The 26,121-nt window shown below is 71.5% G+C and carries 24 protein-coding genes; 18 read left to right on the forward strand and 6 right to left on the reverse strand.

Features of this window, described 5'->3' with window-relative positions; genetic code table 11:
* Nucleotides 1–130: 130 nt before the first annotated feature.
* Entirely contained in the window at nt 131–370 is a 240-nt protein-coding gene (locus tag AC0L6F_RS14500) for a hypothetical protein (RefSeq protein WP_274637276.1), read from the forward strand.
* Between the two features lie 19 nt (nt 371–389).
* Here the strand turns inward: AC0L6F_RS14500 and AC0L6F_RS14505 are convergent, their stop codons facing one another.
* Nucleotides 390–1,307: an SDR family NAD(P)-dependent oxidoreductase gene (locus tag AC0L6F_RS14505; protein WP_473538418.1), complete on the reverse strand. Its 918-nt coding sequence runs from the start codon at nt 1,305–1,307 to the stop codon at nt 390–392.
* Between the two features lie 247 nt (nt 1,308–1,554).
* Here AC0L6F_RS14505 and AC0L6F_RS14510 point away from each other — a divergent pair, with 247 nt between their 5' ends.
* The 12 genes from AC0L6F_RS14510 (at nt 1,555) to AC0L6F_RS14565 (ending at nt 15,295) form a co-directional block, all read left to right on the forward strand.
* Nucleotides 1,555–2,664, forward strand: a complete 1,110-nt coding sequence (locus AC0L6F_RS14510; RefSeq protein WP_473538419.1) for an NDMA-dependent alcohol dehydrogenase — start codon at nt 1,555–1,557, stop codon at nt 2,662–2,664.
* A 29-nt stretch (nt 2,665–2,693) separates the two neighbouring features.
* Nucleotides 2,694–4,181 (forward strand): aldehyde dehydrogenase family protein, encoded by a 1,488-nt coding sequence (locus tag AC0L6F_RS14515; protein WP_274637279.1) that lies wholly within the window; start codon nt 2,694–2,696, stop codon nt 4,179–4,181.
* 8 nt (nt 4,182–4,189) lie between these two features.
* On the forward strand, nt 4,190–5,320 hold the full coding sequence (locus AC0L6F_RS14520) for an NDMA-dependent alcohol dehydrogenase (protein ID WP_274637280.1): 1,131 nt from the start codon (nt 4,190–4,192) through the stop codon (nt 5,318–5,320).
* 64 nt (nt 5,321–5,384) lie between these two features.
* Nucleotides 5,385–5,936 (forward strand): UGSC family (seleno)protein, encoded by a 552-nt coding sequence (locus AC0L6F_RS14525; RefSeq protein WP_274637281.1) that lies wholly within the window; start codon nt 5,385–5,387, stop codon nt 5,934–5,936.
* On the forward strand, nt 5,933–7,066 hold the full coding sequence (locus AC0L6F_RS14530; RefSeq protein ID WP_473538420.1) for a hypothetical protein: 1,134 nt from the start codon (nt 5,933–5,935) through the stop codon (nt 7,064–7,066). The genes AC0L6F_RS14525 and AC0L6F_RS14530 overlap by 4 nt, the downstream gene beginning before the upstream one ends.
* A 2-nt stretch (nt 7,067–7,068) precedes the next feature.
* The gene (locus AC0L6F_RS14535; protein WP_473538421.1) at nt 7,069–8,175 is read left to right on the forward strand and encodes a zinc-dependent alcohol dehydrogenase; all 1,107 of its coding nucleotides are present in this window, start codon (nt 7,069–7,071) and stop codon (nt 8,173–8,175) included.
* A 36-nt stretch (nt 8,176–8,211) separates the two neighbouring features.
* The gene (locus AC0L6F_RS14540; RefSeq protein ID WP_473538422.1) at nt 8,212–9,258 is read left to right on the forward strand and encodes an amidohydrolase family protein; all 1,047 of its coding nucleotides are present in this window, start codon (nt 8,212–8,214) and stop codon (nt 9,256–9,258) included.
* A 135-nt stretch (nt 9,259–9,393) separates the two neighbouring features.
* Nucleotides 9,394–11,169 (forward strand): ABC transporter substrate-binding protein, encoded by a 1,776-nt coding sequence (locus AC0L6F_RS14545; RefSeq protein ID WP_259611413.1) that lies wholly within the window; start codon nt 9,394–9,396, stop codon nt 11,167–11,169.
* Nucleotides 11,166–12,212 carry an ABC transporter permease gene (locus AC0L6F_RS14550; RefSeq protein WP_274637285.1) on the forward strand — a complete coding sequence of 349 codons (1,047 nt, stop codon included), beginning with the start codon at nt 11,166–11,168 and terminating at the stop codon, nt 12,210–12,212. The genes AC0L6F_RS14545 and AC0L6F_RS14550 overlap by 4 nt, the downstream gene beginning before the upstream one ends.
* Complete coding sequence (locus AC0L6F_RS14555; protein WP_274637286.1) at nt 12,199–13,089, forward strand: ABC transporter permease; 891 nt, start codon at nt 12,199–12,201, stop codon at nt 13,087–13,089. Before AC0L6F_RS14550 ends, AC0L6F_RS14555 begins: the two co-directional genes overlap by 14 nt.
* A complete protein-coding gene (locus AC0L6F_RS14560; RefSeq protein WP_473538423.1) occupies nt 13,086–14,183 on the forward strand; it encodes an ABC transporter ATP-binding protein in 1,098 nt (365 codons plus the stop codon). Before AC0L6F_RS14555 ends, AC0L6F_RS14560 begins: the two co-directional genes overlap by 4 nt.
* A complete protein-coding gene (locus tag AC0L6F_RS14565) occupies nt 14,180–15,295 on the forward strand; it encodes an ABC transporter ATP-binding protein (RefSeq protein ID WP_274637288.1) in 1,116 nt (371 codons plus the stop codon). The genes AC0L6F_RS14560 and AC0L6F_RS14565 overlap by 4 nt, the downstream gene beginning before the upstream one ends.
* Nucleotides 15,296–15,553: 258 nt before the next feature.
* On the opposite strand, the gene mftC is transcribed toward AC0L6F_RS14565, so the two are convergent.
* The 4 genes from mftC to AC0L6F_RS14585 form a co-directional block, all read right to left on the reverse strand.
* The gene (mftC, locus tag AC0L6F_RS14570) at nt 15,554–16,822 is read right to left on the reverse strand and encodes a mycofactocin radical SAM maturase (protein ID WP_473538424.1); all 1,269 of its coding nucleotides are present in this window, start codon (nt 16,820–16,822) and stop codon (nt 15,554–15,556) included.
* Entirely contained in the window at nt 16,819–17,094 is a 276-nt protein-coding gene (gene mftB / locus AC0L6F_RS14575) for a mycofactocin biosynthesis chaperone MftB (protein ID WP_473538426.1), read from the reverse strand. The genes mftC and mftB overlap by 4 nt, the downstream gene beginning before the upstream one ends.
* An 8-nt stretch (nt 17,095–17,102) precedes the next feature.
* Nucleotides 17,103–17,201, reverse strand: a complete 99-nt coding sequence (gene mftA / locus AC0L6F_RS14580; RefSeq protein ID WP_259611423.1) for a mycofactocin precursor MftA — start codon at nt 17,199–17,201, stop codon at nt 17,103–17,105.
* Between the two features lie 105 nt (nt 17,202–17,306).
* A complete protein-coding gene (locus AC0L6F_RS14585) occupies nt 17,307–17,600 on the reverse strand; it encodes a putative quinol monooxygenase (protein ID WP_473538427.1) in 294 nt (97 codons plus the stop codon).
* Nucleotides 17,601–17,779: 179 nt separating this feature from the next.
* On the opposite strand from AC0L6F_RS14585, the gene AC0L6F_RS14590 reads away from it, so the two are divergent.
* From AC0L6F_RS14590 to AC0L6F_RS14600, 3 genes are all read left to right on the forward strand, one after another.
* Nucleotides 17,780–18,649: an IclR family transcriptional regulator gene (locus AC0L6F_RS14590; RefSeq protein ID WP_473538428.1), complete on the forward strand. Its 870-nt coding sequence runs from the start codon at nt 17,780–17,782 to the stop codon at nt 18,647–18,649.
* Nucleotides 18,650–18,806: 157 nt separating this feature from the next.
* Nucleotides 18,807–20,165, forward strand: coding sequence for an acyl-CoA synthetase family protein (locus AC0L6F_RS14595; protein ID WP_274637293.1), 1,359 nt, complete (start codon nt 18,807–18,809; stop codon nt 20,163–20,165).
* A 13-nt stretch (nt 20,166–20,178) separates the two neighbouring features.
* Entirely contained in the window at nt 20,179–21,633 is a 1,455-nt protein-coding gene (locus AC0L6F_RS14600; protein ID WP_473538429.1) for an aldehyde dehydrogenase, read from the forward strand.
* 55 nt (nt 21,634–21,688) lie between these two features.
* Here AC0L6F_RS14600 and AC0L6F_RS14605 read toward each other — a convergent pair whose 3' ends face one another.
* Nucleotides 21,689–22,894, reverse strand: coding sequence for a pyridoxal phosphate-dependent aminotransferase (locus tag AC0L6F_RS14605; RefSeq protein WP_473538430.1), 1,206 nt, complete (start codon nt 22,892–22,894; stop codon nt 21,689–21,691).
* Nucleotides 22,895–23,145: 251 nt separating this feature from the next.
* Here AC0L6F_RS14605 and AC0L6F_RS14610 point away from each other — a divergent pair, with 251 nt between their 5' ends.
* Both AC0L6F_RS14610 and AC0L6F_RS14615 read left to right on the forward strand, forming a co-directional pair.
* A complete protein-coding gene (locus tag AC0L6F_RS14610) occupies nt 23,146–24,858 on the forward strand; it encodes an acyl-CoA dehydrogenase (RefSeq protein WP_473538431.1) in 1,713 nt (570 codons plus the stop codon).
* Nucleotides 24,859–25,042: 184 nt separating this feature from the next.
* On the forward strand, nt 25,043–26,005 hold the full coding sequence (locus tag AC0L6F_RS14615; RefSeq protein WP_473538432.1) for a hypothetical protein: 963 nt from the start codon (nt 25,043–25,045) through the stop codon (nt 26,003–26,005).
* Nucleotides 26,006–26,121: the final 116 nt, after the last annotated feature.

A 26,121-nucleotide genomic window follows, 5' to 3' on the forward strand; every position in this document is an offset into this window, starting at 1 on the left:
TTGTGCGCTTCTCACGGATCGCCCGTGTCGCGTGGACACGCCCTTCCGCCGGGCGGGATCGCTTTCGCCGCCGGGCCCGGATGCGACCTACCGTCGGGGGATCGGGGACGCACATCCCGGGGAGGACACCATGAGCATCGATCAGTCCCGTCTCGACGAGTTCCGCAAGACGCTCGAGGCCGACGACTACCACCTGTCGGTCGAACTGCACGACCAGTCCGCGGACGTCCGCATCGACGCCGGCCCGGACGCGTGCGCCGAGTGTCTCGTGCCCAAGGACTTCATGCGCCAGATGCTCTCGCCGCTGCTCGGCGTGGGCGCCGAGCGCATCGACGTCAGCTATCCGGTGGATGTGCACACGGCCGAATGAGCCGTCGGACGCGGCCTCCTCAGCGCAGTGCGGCCGGTGCGGTCGGCGACGCGAGCCGGTGCTCGGGGTCGTACACCGGGGAGGACAGGAGAAACGGGATCGCCGCCTCCCGGATCCGATCGATCGGCTCGTCCGGGAATGCCGCCTCGATCGTGGCGTGCCGCTCGGCGACGCCGGACCGGAACTCCGGGTGGGTGAGGATGAACATGTCGCCGCGGCGGATCCCGGCCAGCACCCGCTGCCCCGCCTCCTCCGCGCTCATGTACGGCTGATCCCTGGCGGCATCCGTGAACGTCTTCGGCGGGACCGGATATCCCGACCGGCCGTAGCGCTCGGGCCGGTTCGCCACGGCCGAGGCGATGTTGCTGTGCGTGGGCCCGGGGCAGTAGGCGGCCACCGAGATGCCCTCCTCGAGCAGTTCGATGTGCAGGGCCTCGGACAGGGCGATCACCGCCGCCTTCGTCATCGAGTACAGCCCGGCCACGATCGGCATCAGGCCCGCCATCGATGCCGTGTTGACCACCGCGCCGCCCTCGCCGTGCGCGCGGATCTTCGGCAGGAACGCCTGGATCCCGTTGCCGACGCCCTTGATGTTGACGTCGATCACCCAGTCCCAGTCGCTGGGCGCGGCCGCGGTCACCGGGCCGGTGAGCCCGATGCCGGCGTTGTTGACCAGCACGTCGACCCGACCGAAGAGTCGCTGCACCTCGTCGGCCGCCGCCCGCATGGCGGCCAGGTCGGTGACATCCACCGCCAAGGCGTGCACGTCCAGCCCGTGCTCGGCGAACAGCGCCTGCGTCGCGGCGAGATGCTCGCCGCTGCGTCCGGTCACCACCACCGACATGCCGGCCCGCGCGCAGGCCAGCGCGATGCCGCGCCCGATCCCGCTGGATCCTCCGGTGATCACGGCCACCTTGCCGTCGACGTGCTCCATCATGCGGTCCTCCTCGGGGCCTGTGCGGTCGGTCAACCTGTGCGGCCAGTCAATCCGCGCGGCCCGGGGTTCGCCGCTTTCCTTCCATGCGGCGAAAGCCTTCTGGCCCCCGGGCCCGGCGCGGACGACGGTAGAGGCAGAGAGCAGGCGCCGGCGCCGCATCGCCGGTCACCCATCGTCCGTCGGGAGAGACATGAGCATGACAACGCGCGCCGAACAGGGCGCCGCTCGGGCCGAAGAGCCCGGACGAATGACCACACGCGCGGTGGTGTGTCGCGCACCGGGCACCCCGTGGGAGGTCACCGAGCTCGAACTGGACGAGCCGCGCGCCAACGAGGTGCGGGTGCGGATCCACGCCGCCGGGCTGTGTCACTCCGACGATCACATCCAGAAGGGCGACGCGCCGATGCGGATGCCGGTGGTCGGCGGGCACGAGGGCTGCGGCATCGTGGACGCGATCGGCCCGGGCGTGACCCGGGTCAAGGTCGGCGACAAGGTCGTCCTCTCGTTCATCCCCGCCTGCGGCAAGTGCCGCTACTGCTCGACCGGGCGGCAGAACCTGTGCGACGAGGGCAAGAACGCCGCGACCGGCGAGTTCGCCGACGGGACATTCCGGTTCCATCAGGACGGCGTCGACTTCGGCGGCCTGTGCGTGCTGGGCACGTTCTCGCAGCACAGCGTCGTCTCGGAGTACTCGGTCGTCCCGGTCCCGGACGACCTGCCGTTCGAGGTCGGCGCCGTGATCGGCTGCGGCGTGCCCACCGGATGGGGATCGGCCGTCCACCTGGCCGGGGTGCGCCCCGGGCAGACCGTCGTCATCTTCGGCGCCGGCGGCGTGGGCAGCAACGCCGTGCAGGGCGCGGCCATGGCCGGCGCCGAACGCGTCGTCGTGGTCGACCCGGTCGAGTTCAAGCGCGACATGGCGAAGGTCTTCGGCGCCACCCACACGTTCGCCACCGCCGAGGAGGCGACGGCATTCGTCATCCAGTCCACCTGGGGCGAGCTGGCCGACCACGCCATCATCACCGTCGGGGTGCTGCACGACGAGGTCATCCACGACGCCATCAACATCGTCGGCAAGACCGGGCAGGTCACCGTCACCGCCGTCGGCAACGGGTGGATCGACGAGAACCCGGGGATGCTGATCGGCTACCAGCGCCGCATCCAGGGCGGGATCTACGGCGGATGCAGTCCGCTCGTGGACATCCCGCGCCTCGTCAGCCTGTACAAGAGCGGCAAGCTCAAGGTCGACGAGCTGATCACCCGCCGATACGCGCTGGACGAGGTCAACCAGGGCTACCAGGACATGTTGGACGGCCGCAACATCCGCGGCGTCGTCCTCATCGACCACGACGACTGAGCTGCGACAACGGATTCGAGGACACCGACATGACGATCACCACCCCCGCACCGACCCTCTCCGAGGAACTCCTCGTCGACGGCGCCCAGCTGATCGGCGGGCAGTGGGTGCCCTCCGGCACCGGACGCACCATCGACGTGATCAACCCGGCCAATCGGGCGCTCATCGCCCGCGTCCCGCGCAGCGACGCCGACGACGTGGAGGCCGCCGTCCAGGCGGGCGAACGCGCGTTCCCCGCATGGCGCGACCGCAACGCCTCCGAGCGGGCCGCCGCGCTGTTCCGCTGGGCCGACCTGATCGAGCAGCACTCCGCCGACCTCGACCAGCTCGAATCGCAGGAGGTCGGCCGTCCCAGCTGGGGGCCGCCGCCGTATGCCCGCCAGCTGCGGTTCATCGCCGGGCAGGCCGACAAGGTGCAGGGCGTCTCGCTGCCGACGCTGACCCCCGACACGCTCGGCTTCACCCTGCGCGAGCCGTACGGCGTCGTGGGCTCGATCATCCCGTGGAACGCGCCCGGGGCGCAGTTCGCGATGGAGGTGGGCTCGGCCATCGCGGCCGGCAACACGATCGTCATCAAGCCCGCCGAGGACGCCCCGCTGACCCCGCTCGCGCTGGCCAAGCTCGCCGAGCGGTCCGGCATCCCGGCCGGGGTGATCAACGTGGTCACCGGGTACGGCGGCGAGGCCGGCGCGGCCCTCCCCGCGCATCCCCGGGTCCGCCGGATCGGGTTCACCGGCTCGCCGCTGACCGGTCAGCTGGTGATGGAGGCCTGCGCGAAGAACCTCACCCCGCTGCACCTCGAGCTCGGCGGCAAGTCGCCGCAGGTGGTGTTCCCGGACGTGGATCTGGATGCCGCGGTGCCCACCATGGTGCTGAGCATCACGCTGAACACCGGCCAGATCTGCGCCGCCGGCTCGCGCATCGTCGTGCTGCGCAGCATCCATGACGAACTCGTGGAGCGGCTCGCGACCCAGATGCAGAAGGTGACCGTGGGCCCCTGGTACGAGCAGGTGGCGATGGGACCGCTGATCAACGCGAAGCAGCACGACCGGGTGCTCGACTACATCGGGGTGGGCCGGCAGGGCGGCGCCGAGGTGGTCACCGGCGGCGGCGTGCCCACCGGCGACGGGTTCGGCGACGGCTTCTTCGTGCAGCCGACGCTGTTCGACAACGTCTCGCCGGACATGCGCATCGCCCAGGAGGAGATCTTCGGGCCGGTGCTGTCGGTGATCGCGGTGGACGACGAGCACGAGGCGCTCGAGGTCGCCAACGGCACCGACTACGGTCTGGTGGCCTCGGTGTGGACGCGCGACGTCGGCACCGCCGTGCGGATGAGCCGCGGCCTGCAGGCCGGGCAGGTGGGAGTGAACAGCGTGCTCGGGGCGCCGGTCATCGGCGGCCCGTGGGGCGGCTACAAGAGCAGCGGCTTCGGCCGCACGATGGGCGCCGACGCGGTGCTCGAGTGGACCCAGGTCAAGACGGTGTCGCTGGGCGACGCCGCGATCTCGAAGCGATAGGGCAGGACATGGCAACGATCACCACGCGCGCGGCAGTCGCACACGGACCGCACGAGGGCTGGGAGCTGACCGAGCTGCAGCTGGACGATCCGAAGGAGCACGAGGTCCGGATCAAGCTGGTCGCCTCCGGCCTGTGCCACTCCGACCACCACATCACCGAAGGCGACGCCCCGGTGCGGATGCCGGTGGTCGGCGGGCACGAGGGCGCCGGCATCGTGGAGTCGGTGGGACCCCACGTCCGCCGGGTCAAGCCCGGCGACCGGGTGGTGCTCTCCTACATCCCCGCCTGCGGCTCGTGCCGGCCGTGCTCCACGGGGCACCAGAACATGTGCGTGAAGGGTCTGAACGCCGGCACGGGCATGTTCCTGGACGGCACCTACCGGTTCCACAAGGACGACGAGGACTACGGCGGATTCTGCTCGCTGGGCACGTTCTCGCAGTACCTGGTCGCCTCGGAATGGGCGGTCGTGCCGCTGCCGGACCACATCCCGTTCCGCCTCGCCTCGCTGGTGGGCTGCGGGGTGCCCACCGGATGGGGCTCGGCGGTGTACGCGGCCGGCGTCCGGGCCGGCGACACCGTGGTCGTCTTCGGCGCCGGGGGCGTGGGCAGCAATGCCGTCCAGGGCGCCCGGTACGCCGGCGCGAAGGACGTGATCGTCGTCGACCCGGTCGAGTTCAAGCGCGAGCATTCGAAGCTGTTCGGCGCCACCGACACCTTCGCCACGGCGAAGGAGGCGCACGACTTCGTCGTGTCCACCACGTGGGGACAGCTGGCCGACCACGTCATCATGACGCCGAACGCGGTCACCGAGGAGATGGTCAACGCCGCCGTGATGATGACCGGCAAGGGCGGCAAGGTCACCATCACCGCGGTGGGCCACCTCACCGAGAAGGCGGTGCACGTGCACGCGGGCATGCTCATCGGCTACCAGCGGCAGATCCGCGGGGCCCTGTTCGGCGACTGCAACCCGCTGTACGACATCCCGCGGCTGCTGCGCCTGTACGACTCCGGCGACCTGAAGCTCGACGAGCTCGTCTCCCGCACCTATGCGCTGGATCAGGTGAACGAGGCCTACGACGACCTGGTGGCCGGGCGCAACATCCGCGGGGTGATCATCCACGAACCGGCCCTGGCCTGATCGCGAACCCCGCCCGGCCCGGCGCATGCCCGGGCCGGGCCCCGACCGTATGAACGGAGCGTCCATGTCCCACGCCATCCTGGATCCCACCGGCCGCGCGGCCGGCACCGCGGCGCCGTCGGCGGCCCCCGTGCTCGCCCCGCGCCCGGCCGACCTGACCGGCCTGCACGTCGGGCTGCTGGACAACACCAAGCACAACGCGCTGCTGTTCCTCACCGAGCTGGGGCAGCTGCTGGTCCGCGAGTGCGGTGCGGCCGACGTGTCCATCGTCGAGACGAAGAAGAGCTTCTCGGTGCCGGTGGACGACGAGATCGTCACACGGTACAAGGACGCCTGCGACGTCGTGGTCACCGGGGTCGGCGACTGCGGATCGTGCAGCGCCGCCGCCGTCGCGGACGGCATCGCGTTCGAACGGGCCGGGCTGCCCGCGGCCGTCGTGCTCACCGACGCGTTCGGCGCCACCGGCCGGACCATGGCGCAGGTGCAGGGCGCCCCGGACTACGAGTGGATCACCACGCAGCATCCGATGGCCGTCCTCGACCCTGATCAGGTCAAGGAGCGCGCCCGGCGCCTGCTGCCGGAGATCACGCGCAGCCTCACCGGAGCCGCGGCATGAGCGCCGCGGCCCCCGTGGAGGGCGGCATCGCGACCGACACCGCGCCGGACGTGGACGTGGAGCCGGACGCGGATGCCGCGCAGGCGGCGATCGAGCACTGCTACGCACAGGGATGGAGCGACGGGCTGCCTCTGGTGCCGGCCACCCAGCCCCTGGTCGACCGATTCCTCGCCGCCGGCGGGCGGGACGCCGACGAGGTGATCGGCCACATGCCGCAGGTCGATCGCACCGTCACCGTCCAGGTGGCCGCGATCAACGCCGCCATGGCCGGCTGCCGGCCGGAGTACTTCCCCGTCGTCCTCGCCGCCTGGGAGGCACTCATGCGCGAGCGCGCGGCCAAGGGCGGCGGGTGGCAGTCCACGAGCGGCCCGGCGCCGCTGCTCATCGTGAACGGGCCGATCCGCGAGCAGCTGGGCTTCAACAGCACCGGCGGCGTGTTCGGGCCGGGCTTCCGGCCGAACGCGACGGTGGCCCGGGCGATCGGCCTGATCGTGCGCAACGCGTTCGGGGTCATCCCGCACGAGCTCGAGCAGGCCACCCAGGGTCTGCCCGGCCGGTGGTCGATCTGCTTCGGCGAGAACGAGGAGGAGAGCCCGTGGCCGCCGCTGGCCGCCGACCTCGGCGTGTCCGGCGACGCCGTGACCGCCACCCTGCTGCGCACCTGCGAGTACGTCGACAACCGGCACACGAGCGACGCCGAGCAGCTCCTCGGCGATTTCGCTGACACGATCGGCCGCTCCGGGTCGTGGATCTTCCAGCACGCCGGCGTGGGCGTCATCCTCTGCCCCGAGCACGCCGATCTGCTCGCCGGCGCCGGCTACAGCCGCGCCGACGTGCAGCGGTGGCTCGCCGAGCACTCCGGCCGGACCACCGCCGCGCTGGCGCGGGCCGGCAAGGACTTCGCCGAGAACGGCGTCCGGCGCCCCGGCGACGCGCATGACCCGGAGCGATTCCAGCGGACGATCGCCGAGGGGGCCGAGCCCGGCATCCTGGTCGCGGTCGCCGGATCGCGCACCGCCGGCATCTCGATGGTCGTGCGGCTGTTCGCCGACTGGTCCGGCACCTCGGTGCCGATCGTGCGTCCCCCCGAGCCGGCCGCCGGCCGGCGAAACCGAAACGAAGGCGAGTAGAGATGCCCCAGATGGTGCGTGCCGCGGTCCAGACCGGCCCCCGAGCGATTGAGATGCGCGAGTTCGCGCGCCCTGTGACCGGACCCGACGACGGGCTGCTGCGGGTGGAGGCCAACGGCATCTGCGGCAGCGACGTGGAGATCTTCCGCGGGCACATCGGCATGAACAAGGACCCCTTCATCCCCGGTCACGAGCCGATGGGCATCATCGAGGAGATCGGCGACCGCGCCGCCGAACGGTGGGGCGTGCAGGTCGGCGACCGGGTCGCGCTCGAGGTGATCGTCCCGTGCCGGGCGTGCGGGGACTGCCTCACCGGCAACTACCAGGCGTGCCGGTTCCGCAAGTACGGGCACGGCGTGACCGGGATCGACGTCGAGCCGAGCCTGTGGGGCGGATTCGCCGAGTACCTCTACCTGTCGCCGAACTCGATTCTGCACAAGATCGACAAGACGATCCCGGCCGAGATCGCCGCCATGTACAACCCGCTCGGTGCCGGCGTGCGCTGGGCGGTCGACCTCGGCGAGGTCGGACTCGGCGACTCGCTGCTGGTGCTCGGCGCCGGTCAGCGGGGCCTCGCGGCCCTGATCGCGGCCAAGGCCGCGGGCGCCGGCACCGTCATCGTCACCGGCCTGCAGCGCGACGAGCACAAGCTGGCGGTGGCCCGCGAGCTCGGCGCCGACCACACGCTCGTGGTCGACGCGGACGGCGGACTGGACGTGGTCGCCGCCGTGCAGGAGCTCACCGACGGCCGCGGCGTGGACGTCGCTCTGGATGTCACCCCGATGGCCGGCCAGCCGATCACCGATGCGCTGCTGTCCACCCGCTTCGGCGGCCGGGTGGTGCTGGCGGGCCTGAAGGGCCACCGCGAGATCCCGCTGGTCACCGACGTGATCGTCAACCGTGCGCTGACCGTCAAGGGCGCGTTCGGAGTGGACGCCACCGCGAACGAGAAGGCGATCGCGCTGCTGGAGTCGGGGCGCTTCCCGCTGGAGAAGCTGCACACCCACACCTTCGGCCTGGACCAGGTCGATCTGGCGATCGAGACGCTGGCCGGCGAGACCGACGATGCCGGCGCCATCCACGTCTCCGTGCACCCGAACCCGGCGTGACGGCATCCGCCGTCCGCCACCGAAGAGAGGTATCCCGTGATCGTCGACGCCCACGCACATTTCCTGCCCTCCGGCTATCCGGACGACGCCCCCGCGTGTTTCCCGCACATGGAGCCGATCGACGGCTCTGCGGACCGGCTGCTCGTGTTCGACAAGATGCGCTTCGCCGCCAAGGAGGTGTTCTTCCAGGCTGAGCGGCGGGTCGAGGCGATGGATGCCGCGGACATCGACGCCGAGGTGATCAGCCCGATGCCGCCGCTGCTGCGCTACGACCTGCCGCCCGCGGACGGACTGGCCCTGGCCCGGCACGTCAACGACACGGCGGCCGAGCTGGCCGCATACGCGCCGGAGCGGATCATCCCGCTTGGGATGGTGCCGATGCAGGACCCGGATGCCGCGGCCGACGAGCTGGCCGCGATCCGGCAGCGCGGCCTGGCCGGGGTGGAGATCGCCTCGAACATCCTGGGCGATTCGATCGGGCACGAGCGGTTCCTCCCGTTCTTCCAGGAGGCGCAGCGGCAGGGGATCTCCGTCTTCGTGCACGCCATGCCCTCACCGACCGATCGGCTGCCGATGTCGGGGATGGGCACGTACGTGGTGGGCATCGAGGGCGCGTTCGCCGCGGCATCCCTCATCCTCGGCGGCACCGCGGCCGCGTGCCCGGACCTGCGCATCTCGTTCAGCCACGCCGCGGGCGGATTCCCGCTGATGCTGCCGCGCGCCAACTATTTCTGGGGCGGCAGCTGGAACGAGGAGCCACGCGATCTGGACCGCGCCGTGATGCCCTCGGACGAGCCGTCGCCGCTGGAGTACGCGCGGCGGTTCTACTACGACGCGATGGTGTTCGACCGGCGCGCCATCCGCTACCTCATCGACCTGCTGGGAGCCGACCGACTGCTGGTCGGCTCCGACTTCCCGGCGATGCCGCGCGAGGAGCCCGGCGCACGGACACTGCGCGAGATGGGGCTGCCGGAGGCGGACTGGGCCGAGATCAGCCACCAGAACGCGTTCCGCTGGCTCGGCCGTCCGGTCCCGGAGGCCGACGCCGCGCCGGCCCGGGCACGCGTGGACGCACCGGCCTGACCGGGTTCTTTCGCCGGGCGGAAGTGGCATGGATCGGGCCCGGAGGCTCGACAAGACTCCCACCAAGTCCGGTCGCCCAGAAGTGCGGCGGCGAGGCGCACTCAGCACCGGTCCTCGAAACCAGGGAGCAATCACATGTTCAGAAGTGCGAAGGGCGCTCGGTCCGCAATGCGGCTGGCCGGGCTCGCCGTGGTCGTGGGCCTCGGGCTCGCGACCGTCGGCTGCAGCGCCGGCGGGACCGACCAGACCGGGTCCAGCGAGGGCACGCCGCAGTCCGGCGGCTCCGCGACCGTCCTGCTCGACTCCGGGTTCGCCGGCGGCTGGGCGACCGGGCTCGACCCGGCCACCAGCAACACCACCGGCGCGAACCTGCCGCAGAACTCGGCGGTCTTCGGCGGGCTGTTCACGCTGGAGGCGGACGACGACGGGAGCAACGCCCACATCCAGCCGAACCAGGCCGAGGCCTTCAGCTGGAGCGACGACGATCTCACGCTCACCATCACGCTGCGCAAGGGGATCACGTTCTCCGACGGCACCCCGCTGAACGCGCAGGCCGTCGTGTGGAACTGGATCCGGGCGATCAACTCGGGCAGCACCGGAGCCCCGCAGCTGTCCCTCGATCTGACCGTGCCGCCGCCGTCGCTGAGCCAGGACTTCATGGACAGCCTGTGGAAGGCGCTGCCGAGCGACGTCGACAAGGCCAAGGTGCGCAAGCAGCTCGGCGCCATCCAGGCCACCGACGATCTCACGGTGAAGCTGCGGCTGACCCAGCCCAACGGCTCGCTGGTCAACGGCTTCCCGACCTCGAGCCTCAACCTGATCGCCTCGCCCACCGCGTACGCGAAGCTCGGGGCGGATGCGTTCAAGAAGGCGCCGGTGGGTGCGGGGCCGTTCACCATCACCGACGACAAGTACAGCGAGCGGCTCGAGCTGAAGAAGAACCCCGACTACTTCAAGGACGGGCTGCCCTACCTGGACGCGCTGACGTTCCAGTCGGTGGCCGGCGACCAGGTCGCCTACCAGACGCTGCAGGCGGGGCAGGGCGACGCGATCGAGGGACTCAGCTCGGTCACCCTGATCGCGCAGGCGCAGAGCAACCCGGACGTGCAGGTGACGCTGACCCCGCCCACCTCGCCGTACGTGATCCAGCTGAACACGCGCACCGCCCCGTTCAACGACAAGAAGGCGCGTGAGGCCATCTACTACGCGACCGACTTCGACGCCATCAACAAGGGGCTGTTCAAGGGGCAGGGCGACATGAGCCAGTCCTTCACCGCCTCCGGCGGCCTGTTCTACAACCCGAAGGTGGAGGGGTACCGCACGTACGACCTGGACAAGGCCAAGCAGCTGGTGCAGGAGCTCGGCGGACTGAAGGTGGACCTCGGCACGACGGACATCGTCACGGCCCGCTCGGTGACCACCGCGCTGCAGACGCAGTGGAAGAAGGCGGGCATCGACGTGACGATCGACGCGAAGCCGCTCGGCGACGTGATCACGAAGTTCCTCAGCGGCAAGTGGGAGTCGATGCTGCAGACCGCCGGCGCGTGGGACCCCTCGGTCGGCATCGGGGTGTCGGTGCGCTTCGGCTCGACCTCGCCGTTCAGCGGCACGCCGCTGCCGAAGGGCGCGGCATCCGCCGCCGACGCGCTGGCGAAGAACCTGACCACGCCGCTGGACGACCTGCTCCAGGCCGCCGTGGGCACGACCGATGACGCGGCGCGGCAGAAGGCGTACGACGAGGTCGCCAAGTACATCTCGGATGAGGCATATGCCCCGTTCGGCATGGCGTTCTCGCCGGCCCAGGTGGTGCGCAAGGGTCTGCACGGGCCGGGACTGACCACGAAGATCCCCGCCCTGTCGGTCAACAGCGGGGTCCTCTACGACCGCGTCTGGGTCGAGGGCGGCAAGTGACCACCACCGTCGGCACGAACACGGTCGAGACGACGTCCGTCCGGACCGAGGGGCCCACCGGGCTCCTCGGCCGGGCGGCCTCGTCGCCCCTGGTCCGCCTGGTCGTGCGGCGGGTGCTGATCGCGATCCCGCTGCTGCTGGCGGTGAGCGTGCTCACCTTCGCGCTGCTGGAGGCGATGCCGGGCGACCCGGCCCGCAACATGGCGGGCATGGACGCCAGCGAGGAAGAGGTCGAGGCGGTCCGGCACCAGCTCGGCCTGGACCGCCCGGCGGCCGTGCGCTACCTGTCGTGGCTCGGCGGGTTCGTCACCGGGAACCTGGGCAAGTCGTCGGTGAGCGGGCAGTCGGTCTCGTCCCTGCTGGCCGAGCGGATGCCGGTGACCGTCGAACTGGTCCTGCTCGCGTTCATCGTGTCGCTGGTCGTCGCGGTGCCGGTCGCCCTGATCGCGGCCCGCCGCCCGGGCGGCGTGTTCGACCGGGTCGTCATGGTCATCTCGATGACCCTGCTGGCCGTGCCCAACTACGTGATGGCGCTGCTGCTGGTGCTCGTGTTCGCGGTCCTGCTGCATGCGCTCCCGGCGATCGGGTACGTGCCGATCGGCGACAGCCTGATCGGAAATCTGCGCTCGGTGACCCTGCCCGTGCTGGCTCTGGGGTTGCCGATCGCCTGCTTCTACGCGCGATTCCTGCGCGGCGACCTGGTCGAGCAGATGAACTCCGCCGACTACGTCGAGACCGCCCGCGCCAAGGGCGTCGGGCCCTGGCGGGTGCTGTGGACGCACGCGTTCCGCAACTCCTCGTTCGGCCTGCTCACCCTCGTCGGCCTGAACGTCGGCGGACTCATCGGCGGGACGGTCATCATCGAGCAGATCTTCTCGATGCCGGGCCTGGGCGTGATGATGCTGCAGGGCGTCGGCTCGCAGGACATCGCCGTGGTCCAGGCCTGCGTGTTCATCTTCGCCGCCGTCGCCATCTTCGCCAACCTGTTCGTCGACGTCATGTACGCCGTACTCGACCCGAGGATCCGCTATGGCAGTCGCTGACGTCGCCACCACCGCCGCCGCCCTCGCGCCGATCGACGACGACGTCGAGCGCGGCGCCACGTGGGCGCGGGTGCGGGGCAGGCTCATGGTGTGGGTGCCGGCGGGCTTCGTGGCCCTGCTGCTGATCACCTGCTTCGTCGGCCCGTATTTCCTTCCGCTGCCGTCGCCGGTCGGCGGCGACATCCTCGAGTCCGGCCTTCCCCTCGGCTCGCCCGGACATCCACTGGGCACCGACGTCAACGGCAACGACGTCCTGTCCCGCCTGATCTACGGCGGCCGGGCATCGCTGACCGTCGCGATCGCGACGAATGCGATCGGCCTGGTGGTGGGCGGTCTGATCGGCGCGCTGTCCGGCTACCTCGGCGGCAGGCCCGACACCTTCATCATGCGGGCACTGGACGTGCTGATCGCGTTCCCGTCCCTCGTGCTGACCATCGCCATCGCCCAGGTGCTCGGCCCCAGCCTGCCCAACACCATCCTCGCCCTGACCGCGTTCAGCATCCCGGCCGTCGCCCGCATCGCGCGATCGGCGACCCTGCGGGTGGTGAACATGCCGTTCCTGCAGGCCGCCCGGCTCAGCGGCAGCCCCTGGTGGCGCATCCTGCTGCGGCACATCGCGCCGAACATCACTCCGCAGATGCTGAACTTCGCGCTGCTGGGCATGGGCATCGTGATCGTCACCGAGGGCGCCCTGAGCTTCCTCGGGATGGGCATCCCGGCCCCGGAGCCGAGCTGGGGGAACATGATCTACGACGCGCAGCAGTCGCTGTCGGCCACACCGCTGCTGGTGCTGTGGCCCTCGTTGGCGCTGCTGGTCACGGTGCTGGCGTTCAACCTCCTGGGTGAGAACGTGCGAGACGAGATGAGCGGACGATGACGCTGCTGCAGGGAACGCCCCGCGAGACCCCACCCGACCAGACCGAGGCGGTGCTGGTCGTCGACGAGCTGCGGGTCACATTCTCGCGCGCCGGACGCCGGGTGCACGCGGTCAACGGCCTGTCGTACGAGCTGAAGGCGGGGCGCATGCTCGCGATCATCGGCGAGTCCGGCTCGGGCAAGTCGGTGAGCGTGCGGGCGCTGATGGGCCTGCTGCCCCCGAGCGCCACGGTGACCGGGTCGGCGCGGCTCGGCGGCACCGAGCTGGTCGGCCTGCCGGAGGCCGTCATGCGCCGGATGCGCGGCGACGACATCGCCATGGTGTTCCAGGACCCGACCCGGTCGCTGAACCCGACGATGAGCGTCGGCGCACAGATCGTGGAGGCGGTCCGGACGAAGACCGCCGTGGACCGCAAGGCCGCCGCGGAGCGCGCGGTCGAACTGCTGAAGCTGGTGCGGATGCCGGCGCCCGAGCGCCGATTCCACGAATACCCGCACCAGCTGTCCGGCGGCATGCGCCAGCGGGTGATGATCGCGATCGCCCTCGCATCCAATCCGAAGGTGCTCATCGCCGACGAGGCGACGACCGCATTGGATGTCACCACCCAGGCCCAGATCATGGAGCTGCTGATCGACCTGCAGCAGCGGCTCGGCACCGCGGTGGTCATGATCAGCCACGATCTGGGACTCGCGGCAAGCTACGCCGACGAGGTGCTCGTGATGTACGCGGGGCGGGCCGTCGAGCACGCCGCGACCGACCTGCTGTTCCAGAACGTGCGGATGCCGTACACGAAGGCCCTGCTGGGGGCGATCCCGCAGCTGACCACCCGGCCGCACTCGCTGCTGACCGTGATCGGCGGCCATCCGCCGGACCTCGGGGCGCTGCCCACCGGCTGCGCGTTCCGTCCGCGCTGCCCGCGTGCCACCGACGCGTGCGCGGTCCGGCCCGAGCTGGAGGAGCACGAGCCGGCGCACCGCTACGCCTGCTGGCATCCGGTGGGGCTCGACGACGCGGACGAGGGCGGACGGGATGCCGCGGGGCACGCCGAAGCGCCGGGCAGGGCATCGGACGACACGAGGGGAGACCAGGCGTGAGCACCGCACCGGGCAGGCCGGGCGAGGTCGAGACCGGCAGGGACGACGACGTCCTGCTGCAGGTCCGGAACCTCGTCCAGGAATACGTGAGCCGAGGGCCGGGCGGTGCCAAGGCCGGGGTCGTGCACGCCGTCTCGGACGTGTCGTTCGACCTGCGCGCCGGGCAGACGCTGGGCATCGTCGGCGAGACCGGATCCGGCAAATCCACCCTCGCCCGGGCCGTCATCCGGGTGGAGAAGCCGAAGTCGGGGGAGGTGCGCTTCCGCGGGCGCGAGCTCGGCGGGCTGTCCGCGCGCGAGCTGCGGAAGGTGCACGCCGACATCCAGATGGTGTATCAGGACCCGTTCGGCTCGCTGAACCCGCGGTGGCGGGTGGAGGATGTCGTCGCCGAGCCCCTGCTCGGGCACTCGCGGATGTCGCGGGAGCGGCGGCGGGCCCGCGTGCGCGAGCTGCTCGACCTGGTCGGGCTCGAACCCGACGTCTACCTGCGCCGGCGCCCGTACGAGCTGTCCGGCGGGCAGGCCCAGCGTGTGGCGATCGCCCGCGCGGTCGCGCTGAACCCGGCCCTGATCATCTGCGACGAGGCGATCTCGTCGCTGGACGTGCTGATCCAGGCGCAGGTGCTGAATCTGTTCGAGAAGCTGCGGGCCGAGCTGGGACTGTCGTACGTGTTCATCGCACACGACCTGGCCACCGTGCGGCAGGTCAGCGACCAGGTCGCGGTCATGCACCTGGGGCAGCTGGCCGAGATCGGCCCCGCCGAGGAGCTGTATCGCGCACCGCGACATCCCTACACCAGAGCACTGCTGGACTCGATCCCGGGACTCGACCCGGTGACCGGCATCGCCCGGCGGCCGGTGCCGCTGGCGGGCGAGCCGCCGTCGCCGCTGGCGCCGCCCAGCGGATGCCGCTTCCGCACGCGCTGCCCGCGTGCACAGGAGCGATGCGCGGCCGAGACCCCGGTGCTGACCGAGCACGGTCCCGGACACCTCACCGCCTGCCACTACCCGCTCGACGAGCCGGTGGTCGCCACTCCCGATTCGCTGCGCTCGCGGGTGCGCGCCACCGGTCCGGCGCCCGAGCCGGCCCTGACCTCCCCGCCCGCCCGCTGACGCCGTCGCCGCCCCCGCGCGCGCCCACCCATCCGGACCCGCTCCCTCGCCCGTCCCGGCACCCCGGCACCCCGGCCGCGAGATCTGTGAGTCGTCAGTAGTGGTCGGAATTTTCGCGATCTATCCGACCACTGCTGACGAGTCACGGGCGCTTGCTGGCGAACGAGCTGAGCGACATGTCGGCGCAGGTCACGCCCAGGCGCTTGCACGCGCGGCTGCGCCTCGTCGACCGTCTCGAACCAGGCGTTGCGCGCCGTGTCAGCGGTCTCCGTCGGGGCCGCCGTCCCGCCCGGCCGCGAGCCCCGCGGCGAACTCGGCCACCGGGCTCGTGTTGCACGCCGAGACCGGTGGCGCCGCGGGCCGCCGCTGCAGCAGTGTCAGGGGCACCGCGGCCCGCGGGCGCGGGGGAGAGGTGCGGTGCGATCGGTCCACGCTCGGCTTGGGGCGCTGGTGCTCGGCCTGGGCGAGCGCCTCCTCGCCGAAGCCGCGCACGCACTCCGGGTCCGGGCCGTCCAGCGGCAGACCGGTGAAGAACTTGGCGGCCATGCAGCCGCCCTTGCAGGTGTCGAAGAACTGGCAGCTGCTGCAGGCGCCGCCGGACTGCGGCGAGCGCAGCCGGGCGAACAGCTCCGATTCGCGCCACACCTGGGCGAAGCCGCCGTCGCGGATCGAGCCGGCGAGGAACTCCTCGTGGATCGCGAACGGGCAGGCGTACACGTCGCCGATCGGGTCGATCAGGCACACCACCCGGCCGGCGCCGCACAGGTTCAGCCCGGGAAGAGTCCCGCCCAGGGCGGACAGATGGAAGAACGAGTCGCCCGTGAGCACGTCGTCCCCGTGCGCGAGCAGCCAGTCGAACAGCTCACGCTGCTGGTCCTGCGTCGGGTGCAGCTCGTTCCAGACATCGGCGCCGCGCCCCGCCGGCCGCAGCCGGGTGAGGCGCAGCTGCGCGCCGAACCGATCCGCGATGGCCTTGAACTCGTCCAGCTGGCCGATGTTGGTGCGGGTGCACACGACCGAGAGCTTGAGCCGAGTCATCCCGGCCGAGGAGAGCCGCTCCAGCGCCCGCATCGCGAGATCGAACGACCCCGGACCGCGGATCGCGTCGTTCACCTCGGCGGTGGCACCGTCCAACGAGATCTGGATGTCGACATAGTCGTTCTGCGCCAGCCGGACCGCGATCTCGTCGGTGATGCGCACGCCGTTCGTGGAGAACTTCACCCCGACGTCGTGCGCGGTGGCGTAGTCGACGATCTCCCAGAAGTCGCTGCGGACGGTGGGCTCGCCGCCGCCGATGTTCACGTAGAACACCTTCATCCGCTGCAGCTCGTCGATCACCGCCTTGCACTCGTCGGTGGTCAGCTCGCGCGGATCGCGCCGGCCGGACGCCGACAGGCAGTGCACGCACGACAGGTTGCACGCGTAGGTCAGCTCCCAGGTCAGGCAGATCGGGGAGTTCAGCCCGGACTCGAAGTGGTCGACGAGCCGCTTCGGACGGGTCGGGGGTGCGGGGGCGATGAGGGTCATGCGGCCTTCTCCACGAGCATGTCGGACGCGCGGAGGGTCTCCAATGCGCGCAGGTACAGCGGGAACTCGTCCTCGGCGACGCCGGCGGCGGCGAGGGCGTCTGCGACGGTGGATGCCTCGGTCACCCCTTCGACGACGCTCAGCAGCTGCGGCGATTTCAGGAACGACAGCTGCCGGGTGCCGAAGTGATACAGCAGCGCGCCGAACGGCTCGGGCCGGATCGACACGCGCGGGTGCAGGCGCAGCGTGCTGCGCAGCGTGAGCTCGGACATCGGACGGCTCAGTAGACGCCGCACATGCCGTCGATCGACACCTCTTCGACCAGCGATTCCGTCTCGACCTCGGCGGCGGTGCTCTCGGGTGCGGTGGTGTTCTCCATGGCCTCTTCCTCTCTGAAGCGGATGCCGCGTCCTCGCGGTGGCAGTGAGCTTACTGGCATCGAGTGCCAATGAAAAGGGCCATTCCCATTTCAGGCGGCCTGAGATCAGAAATCCACCGGATCGAACCGGCGCAGACCGGGGCGGCCGGCGATGATCTCGGCCAGCTCGGGGACCGCGCCCTCTGCGCCGCGGAACGCCCGGTAGGCGAGTTCGGACTCGGCATCGGCCCACTGCTCGTAGAGCGTCCAGACCGTCGGATCCTCGCGGTCCTGCAGCCATTCGATCCGCTCCGCGCCGGGGAAGGCGCGGGTCTGGGCGAGCATCCGGTCGAACACCTCCCGCGCCGCGTCGGCGCGCTCGGGCACGATCCGGAATTCCACGAGCGCCATGATCGGCATTCCCGCCTCCTCTGCTCTCGCCGGGCCCGCGCCCGGTCGAGGGCAGGCTATTGGCGGCCCCGGCGCCGAACATCCGATATTCCGCCGGGCGGAAGCCGCGCACATCGCGCGTGCACCCGCGTTACTGTCGGCGCAGCGGGCGGCGCTGCTGTCGGCGGGGACGGGCAGGAGGACCGACGATGGGGGATGCGGTGACCGGCGTGGCCGCCGACGATGAGGGTGACACGGGTGACACGGGTGACACGGGCAGCCCCGACGACACCGGTGATCCCGACCGCACGCCCATGGGCGCCGCCGGCCGGGTCAAGTACACCGCGGCGGGCCGGGTGCTGGCCACCCTGGAGGTGTTCCGGGGCGAGCCCGAGCCGCTGAGCATGGCCGAGATCAGCCGGCGCTCGGGGCTGAGCATGACGACGACCCACCGGCTCATGCACGAGCTCATCGACTGGGGCGCCGTCGAGCGCACCGAGCACGGACGCTACCGGCTGGCCACCAAGATGGTGGAGCTGGCGGCATCCTCCACCGTCGCGCTCCGGCTGCGCGAGCGGGCTCTGCCGGCGCTGCTGCGGCTGCACCGGATGCTGCGCGTCCTGGTCGTGCACCTCTCGGTCCGCGACGGATTCGACGGCGTGTACGTCGAATCGCTGCGCACGGCGCACGGCGGCGTGCGCAGCAACCGGATCGGCGGCCGGATGCCGCTGCACATGACCGCGACCGGCCGCATCCTGCTGGCCTACGCCGACGCGCACACGCAGGACGCGTTCCTCGCGGCTCCGCTCGAGGTGCGCACGCCGTACACCGTCACCGATCCGGCTGTCCTGCGGGCCGAGTTCCGCACGATCCGAGAGCAGAAGTGGCTGATCACCACCCGGCAGGTCACCGTCGACACCGGAGGCGTGGCCGCTCCCGTCTTCGACGCGCAGGACCGGGTGGTCGCTGCGGTCGGGATCGTCCTGAATCTGGAGGAGCACCACCTCGAGGACTACGTGGAGATGGTGCGCGCCGCGGCGGCCCAGATCACCCGGGCGATCGAGACCGGCGCGCCGTGACCGCGCCGGGCCGGGACGGGGTGTTCAGTGAGCAGGACACGACTTGTCTCCCACCGTGCGGAAGCGGGGCCGCGGTGTCGGCGACGGATGCCGATAGTGGAGATGCGCGGCCGGTTCACGGCCCGTCGCCCCGCCCGTTCCCGGAGGTACCGATTCCATGACGACATCCCTCGTCGCACCCGCCGAGCAGCTGTTCGCACCGGAGGTCGACACGACCCCCTGGGCGGTGCAGCAGGAACAGCAGCGGCGGGCGTTCACCGAGATGCTGCAGCGGCTGCGTGGGCACGAGGTGTGGCGGGAGCGGCTGCGCACGGCGCCGGAGGCCATCCGCTCCGAGCAGGACTTGTCGGACGTGCCGCTCACGCTCAAGGAGGACCTGCGCGCGGCGCAGGCCGAGACGATCCCGGACCGCCCCCTCGGCGCGTTCCAGCTGGTCGGCGCGGACGAGCTGGTGCAGTTCGCCAGCTCGTCGGGCACGACCGGCGCCCCGGTCTTCTTCGGGCTCACGGCGAACGACCTGCGCCGCTGGACCGCCGGCATCGGCAACGCCTACCGCACCGCCGGCGTCGCGCCCGGCGCCCGCGTCGCCCACACCACCGGGATGGCGATCGTGGCCGGCGGGCTCCCCTATGCCGACGGCATCCGCGCCGCCGGCGGCGGCCTGGCCTGGATCGGCGGGCAGACCAGCTCGCGCATGACCATGTCGATGCAGCGCCTGCAGCTGAACGTGCTCGTGGGTACGGCATCCTTCGTCCCGCACTTCGCCCGCCGATGCGAAGAGGAGCTGGGCGTGCCGGCCACCGACCTCTCGGTGCGCACGATCATCGCGGGCGGAGAGCCGGGCGCGGGCGTCCCGCACATCCGGCAGGGGATGCTGGATGCCTGGGGCGCCACCCGGGTCAGCGAGTTCATGGGGCTCGGCGACGTGCTGCCCGCGATGTGGGCGGAGTGCCATGTCGGCAACGGCATGCACTTCACCGCCGCCCCCGACGTGATGGTCGAGCTGGTCGACCCGGTCACTCTGGAGCACGTGCCGTGGGAGCAGGGGGCGACCGGCGAAGCCGTCTACACCACCCTCACCCGCGAGGCCTCGGCCGTGGTCCGGTTCCGCTCCCGCGACCAGTTCGTCGTGACCGGCACACGGTGCGCGTGCGGCCGCACGGCTCCGACGGTGCGCTGCGTAGGCCGCACCGACGACATGCTCATCTACAAGGCCATGAACGTGTACCCGACCGCCATCCGCGACGTGGTGCTGGACGTGGCATCCGATGTCCTGACCGGGTCGATGCGCATCCGCAAGGAGACGGCCCAGCAGGTGCGGTTCGACGACCCGCTGCCCCTGCAGGCCGAGCTGCGCGACGGGACGGGAGCAGACGGCGCCGCCGACGTCCTGGCCGCCGCCGAGGAGGCGGTGCGGCAGCTGCTGCGCGTGCGCATCCGGATCGAGCCGGTGCCGGTCGGGGTCATCCCGATCGGCGAATACAAGAACGCCCTGGTGTATGTGGAGGGCTCGTAGGAAGAGGGATGCCGTGAGCACCACGATCGACCACCAGACCCGCGCCGACGCGATCTACGCCGGCGGGCGGTGGATGCCGGCGTCCGCGACCGGGCGGATCACCGTGCAGAACCCGTACGACCGGAGCATCGTGGGAACGGCGCTCGACGGGAACGCGGCCGACGTCGATGCGGCGGTGAGCTCGGCCCGCGCCGCGTTCGACCACGGGCCCTGGCCGCGCCTGGCGCCTGCGGAGCGTGCCGGGTGGATGCGCCGCCTCGCCGACGAGCTGCAGCGCCGCGGGGACGCGACAGCCGAGCTCGTGACGAGCGAGAACGGTCAGCCCCTCACGATGACCCGGGTGCTCAGCGGGTGGATGCCCGCCGCGCACCTGCGCTACTACGCCGACATCGCCGAGGCGTTCGAGCCGGAGCAGGAACGCGCCCACACCGGCCGCCCGGGATCCTCGCTGGTGCGCACCGAGCCGGTCGGGGTGTGCGGGCTGATCGTGCCGTGGAACTACCCGCAGTCGCTGCTGTCGGCCAAGCTCGCGCCGGCGCTGGCCGTCGGCTGCGCGGTGGTGGTCAAGCCCGCCGCCGAGACCCCGCTGGACGCGTTCGCGTTCGCCGCCGCGGCCGAGGCGATCGGACTGCCGCCGGGCGTGATCAACGTCGTGACCGGCGGGCGCGAGACCGGAGCCGCGCTGGTGGACCATCCCGGCGTGGACAAGATCGCATTCACCGGGTCGACGGCGGCCGGGCGAGTGATCGCCGCACGGTGCGGCGAGCGGCTCATCCCGGTCACGCTCGAGCTCGGCGGCAAGTCGCCGGCAGTCGTGCTGGATGACGCCGACGCCGCGCAGACGCTCGCCGCGCTGAAGGGCCTCTCGTTCATGAACAGCGGCCAGACCTGCTTCCTGCTCTCCCGGGTGCTCGTGCCGCGGACGCGGCTGGACGAATTCACCCAGGGGCTCGCCGAGGTGGCGCAGGGGCTCATCCTCGGCGATCCGCGCGACGCGGCGACCGAGCAGGGGCCGCTCGTGTCGGAGCGGATCCGCACCCGGGTGCGCGGATATGTGGAGGCCGGCACCGCGGCCGGGGCGCGTGTGGTCACCGGCGGACGCGACCTGCCGGGTGCGGAGGGGTTCTTCTACGAGCCGACGATCATGGCCGATGTCGACCACGCCGGTCCGCTCGCGCAGGAGGAGGTCTTCGGCCCGGTCGTGATCGTCGCGCCGTACGACACCGACGAGGACGCCGTCGCCCTCGCCAACGACACCGCCTACGGGCTCGGCGGCGCGGTCTTCAGCGCCGACGACGAGCGGGCGCTGCGCATCGCGCGCCGCATCGAGACCGGGACGATCGGCATCAACGGCTACCAGCCCGACCTCGCGCTGCCGTTCGGCGGCTACAAGGCCTCGGGCCTCGGCCGCGAGCACGGACCCGAGGCGCTCGGCAACTTCCTGAAGATCAAGGCCGTCTACCGCTGACCTCGCTCCGCTCGTTCAGGGACCGCGCGGCGACCGGTCCGCGGCATCCCGTCCGCTACGCGAAGAGTCGCTGCAGCCGCCGCACGCCCTCGAACAGCTGGTCGTCGCCCAGCGCGTACGACAGGCGCAGATAGCCGCTCGGGCCGAACGCCTCGCCCGGCACCACGGCCACCTCGGTCTCGTCCAGGATGAGGTCGGCCAGCTCGAGCGACGTCGTCGGCGTCTGCCCGGCCCATTGCCGGCCGAGCAGCCCCCGCACGTCCGGGTACACGTAGAACGCGCCGCGGGGGGTCGGCACCGTCATCCCGTCGATCTTCGACAGCTCCGCCACGATCAGCTTCCGGCGCCGGTCGAATGCCTGGCGGAACCCCTCGGCCTCGTCCTGCGGGCCGTTCAGCGCGGCGACGGCCGCCCGCTGGGCGATGTTGTTGACGTTGCTGGACAGGTGCGACTGCAGGTTGGCGGCCAGCGTGATCGCATCGCGCGGGCCGACCATCCAGCCCAGCCGCCAGCCGGTCATCGCGTAGGTCTTGGCGACGCCGTTGACCAGGATCGTCTGGTCGGCGACCTCGGGCACCGCCTCGACGATCGAGACCGCCTGCACGCCGTCGTAGACGAGGTTCTGGTAGATCTCGTCCGTGATGACCCAGATGCCGTGCTCGAGCGCCCACTGCCCGATCGCGCGCGTCTCGTCGCGGGTGTACACCGAGCCGGTCGGGTTGGACGGCGACACGAACACCAGCGCGGTCGTCCGCGCGGTGCGGGCGGCCTCGAGCTGTTCGACCGTGACCTTGTAGTCCTGGTCGGCGCCGGCGAACACCTCGACCGGCGTGCCGTCGGCCAGGGCGATCGCCTCGGGATACGTGGTCCAGTAGGGCGCGGGCAGCAGCACCTCGTCGCCGGGGTTCACGACCGCCTGGAACGCCTGGTAGACGGCCTGCTTGCCGCCGTTGGTGACCACGACCTGGGCCGGGTCGACGTCCAGACCCGAGTCGCGCAGCGTCTTCGCGGCGATCGCCTGGCGCAGCTCGGGCAGGCCCGCCGCGGGGGAGTAGCGGAAGTTCTTCGGGTCGCGCAGCGCCTCGGCCGCGGCATCCACGATGAACGGCGGGGTGGCGAAATCGGGCTCGCCGGCGGCGTAGGAGATGACGGGCTTGCCCTGCGCCTTCAGCGCCTTGGCCTTCGCGTCGACCTTGAGGGTCGCCGACTCGGCGATGGCGGACAGCTTGCGGGACAGCGGCTTTCGGGCGCGTTCGGTCACCCTGAAATGGTATCCCCCTCCCCTCCCTCGAGATCGTACGATTTGGCCGGGTGCACATGAGTTTCGGTCCGGTTTGATGTGCAGTGGAGAATTTGATGTGCACTCGCCGCGCCACCCCCGCCGCCACCCCGCGCCGCGCCGCCGCCGCCACCCCGCGCCGCCGCCGCGAGGCGGGATGCCGCACCCGCCCTGGTCGTGAGACTCAGTACCGCGTAGACTGGGTCTGAGTCCCATACCGCGAGGAGATCCCGATGGCCGCCGCATCCGCCTACGACCCGCCCGTCGACGACTACGCCTTCCTGTACGGCGAGGCGTTCGGCCTCGACCTGGTCGACCGCGCCACCGGCGGCGAGCTGTCGGCCCAGGACGCGGTGGAGATCATCGCCGGCGCCGGCGAGTTCGCCGCATCCGTCCTCGCCCCGCTCGAGGCGGTCGGCGACCGCGTCGGCGCGCAGCTGGTCGACGGTCAGGTGCGTCTGCCCGAGGGGTTCGCCGAGGCGTACCAGGCGTTCGTGGAGGCCGGCTGGATCACCGCCGAGGCTCCGGCCTCGGCGGGCGGCGACGGCCTTCCCGGTGCGGTGCGCGCCGGACTCGGCGAGATCTGGAACGCCTCGAACGCGGCCTTCGCCCTGTGCTGGCTGCTCACGGCCGGGCAGATCCACGCGCTGGATGCCGCCGCATCCGACGAACTGCGCGAGACCTACCTGACCAAGCTCGTCTCGGGCCGCTGGACCGGCACGATGAACCTCACCGAGCCGGATGCCGGCACCGACCTGGGCGCGATCCGCACGATGGCCACCCCGCGCGAGGACGGCACCTGGTCGATCACCGGTCAGAAGATCTTCATCACGTGGGGTGATCACGACGTCGCCGAGAACATCGTCCACCTCGTACTCGCGCGCACCCCGGATGCCCCGGCCGGCGCCAAGGGGCTGTCGCTGTTCGTCGCCCCGAAATTCCTCATGAACGACGACGACTCGCTCGGCGACCGCAACGCGATCACGACCGTCACGATCGAGCACAAGCTCGGCATCCACGGCTCGCCGACCTGCGTGCTCGCCTACGAAGGGGCCACCGGACACCTCGTCGGCGAGGTCGGCGGGGGACTTGCCGGCATGTTCGTGATGATGAACTCCGCCCGCACCGGGATGGGCTTCCAGGCGACCGGCATCGCCGATCGCGCCTACCAGCAGGCCGCCGCCTATGCCGCCGCACGGCTGCAGGGGCCGGTGCTCGACCGCCCCGCCGGCACCTCGATCGCCGAGCACCCCGACGTGCGGCGGCTGCTGCTGTCGATGGGCAGCGAGATCTTCGCGATGCGCGCGCTGGACGTGTACGTCGCCGATCTCTTCGACGGAGACGAGACGGCGCTCGCCGAGTTCTTCGTGCCGATCCTGAAGGGCTGGACCACCGAGGACGCCGTGCAGATCACCAGCGACGCCATCCAGGTGCACGGCGGCATGGGCTTCATCGAAGAGACCGGAGCCGCCCAGCACTACCGCGACGCCCGGATCATGCCGATCTACGAGGGCACCACCGCGATCCAGTCCAATGACCTCATCGGTCGCAAGGTGATCCGCAACGGCGGCGGGACGGTCGACGCGCTCGTGGCCCGCATCGAGGAGACGACCGCGCGGCTGCGCATGAGCACGCATCCGGTCGCGCAGCGCACGGCCGAGCGGCTGGAGCGTGCGGTCGAGGCGACCCGGCGGGCCACGGCATCCGTGCTCTCGTTCGCCTCGGCCCCGCGCGACGCCGCCGCGGTCAGCGTGCCGTACCTCATGCTGCTGGGTGTGCTGGCCGGAGGGTGGATGCATGCGCTGGCCGTCGCCGCGGTGCTCGCCCACGAGACGGAGGGGGAGAAGGATGCTGCGCGCCTGACGCTCGCGGACTTCTACGGCGCCCACCACCTGCCCCGGGTGCACGCCCTGGCCGAGACCGTCGCCGGCGGCGAGATCGGCTGACGCGAGCCACCGGAGGTTCCGGCTGGGCGCGGCTCATCCGTCCGTGCAGAACTCCGGAGATTCTTGCGCCCGACGCCCGTTCCGGCAGAATCGACGGGTTGTGTGCCAGGTTCTCCGGAGTTCTGCACGCGCCCGCGCGGTGACGCGGCGCGCAGGCTAGGCTCCTCGGAACGAAGGAGGCGGCATGCGGGGGGCGCGGGTCGTGCTGGTCTGCCTGCTCGCGCTGGTCCTCGCCGGCTGCGCGGGCGGTCCGGGTGCGTTCGCCTCCCCGCGGCCCGGGGCCACTCCGGTGTCGGCCCTGGGCTGCGGCGGCGAGGATGCCGGGCCCGCCCCGGGCGGGATCCCGGCCGACTTCACCCCGAACGCCGCCTACCTCTGCGACCCCATCGCGACGCAGGACGATGCGCAGGGCACCTGGTCGGGCACCCGCCTCACCCGCTACGCGGGCGAGCTCGCGCCGCTCGTGGCGGCGCTGGCCGAGCCCGACGAACCGCGCTGGCCGGGGCCGTGCCCGGCGATCGGATTCGCCGGCCCGCTGCTGTGGCTGGGCGCCGCCGACGGCAGCTACCTCCGGGTCGCCTACCCTGCGACAGGGTGCGGGATGCCGCGGACGGACGCCGTGTTCGCGGCCCTCGACGCACTCACCGTGGTCGATGAGCATTTCCAGCGGGACCGGCTGATCGACTCCGCCGCGGCACGGCGCGCTGGATGCCCGACGACGGCCGCGCCCCTCATCCTGCTCGGTCATGCCGCCGACCCGGTGCCTCAGCTGCTCGAGCCCCGCGCGCTGACCCTGTGCCGGTACGAGAGCGAACCGCCCGCATCGGACGGACCGGATGCCTCGGTCTCATCGCCCGCGTTCACCGGCGCCGCGGTGCTCGATGAGGCGGCCGCCGTCGCGCTGCTCGACGCGGCGACCGCGGCGACCGTGACGACTCCGGCCTCGGCCTGCGACGTCCCGGCGTCGCGGTATGTCGTGCTCGTCGCTGCGCCCGCGGGCCTCATCCAGGATGTCGGCGACGCGCTCACCGTCGAGCTGGACGGATGCCGCCGCCTGATCGACCGCGCGCACCGCGCGTTCGCCGCTCCCGATGCGCTGCTCGCCCTGCTGCAGACCTCGTCGGCCGCGAAGGCCATAGGTCCCTGAGCGAGGAGCGCAGCGACGAGACGAAGGGCCGGTGGATGGCGGGTCCGTCAGCATCCGGCCCTTCGTCTCGCTTCGCTCGCTCAGGGACCTGGGGGCTCGCTCAGGGACCTGGGGCT

The organism is Microbacterium sp. G2-16M (genome assembly GCF_055809115.1).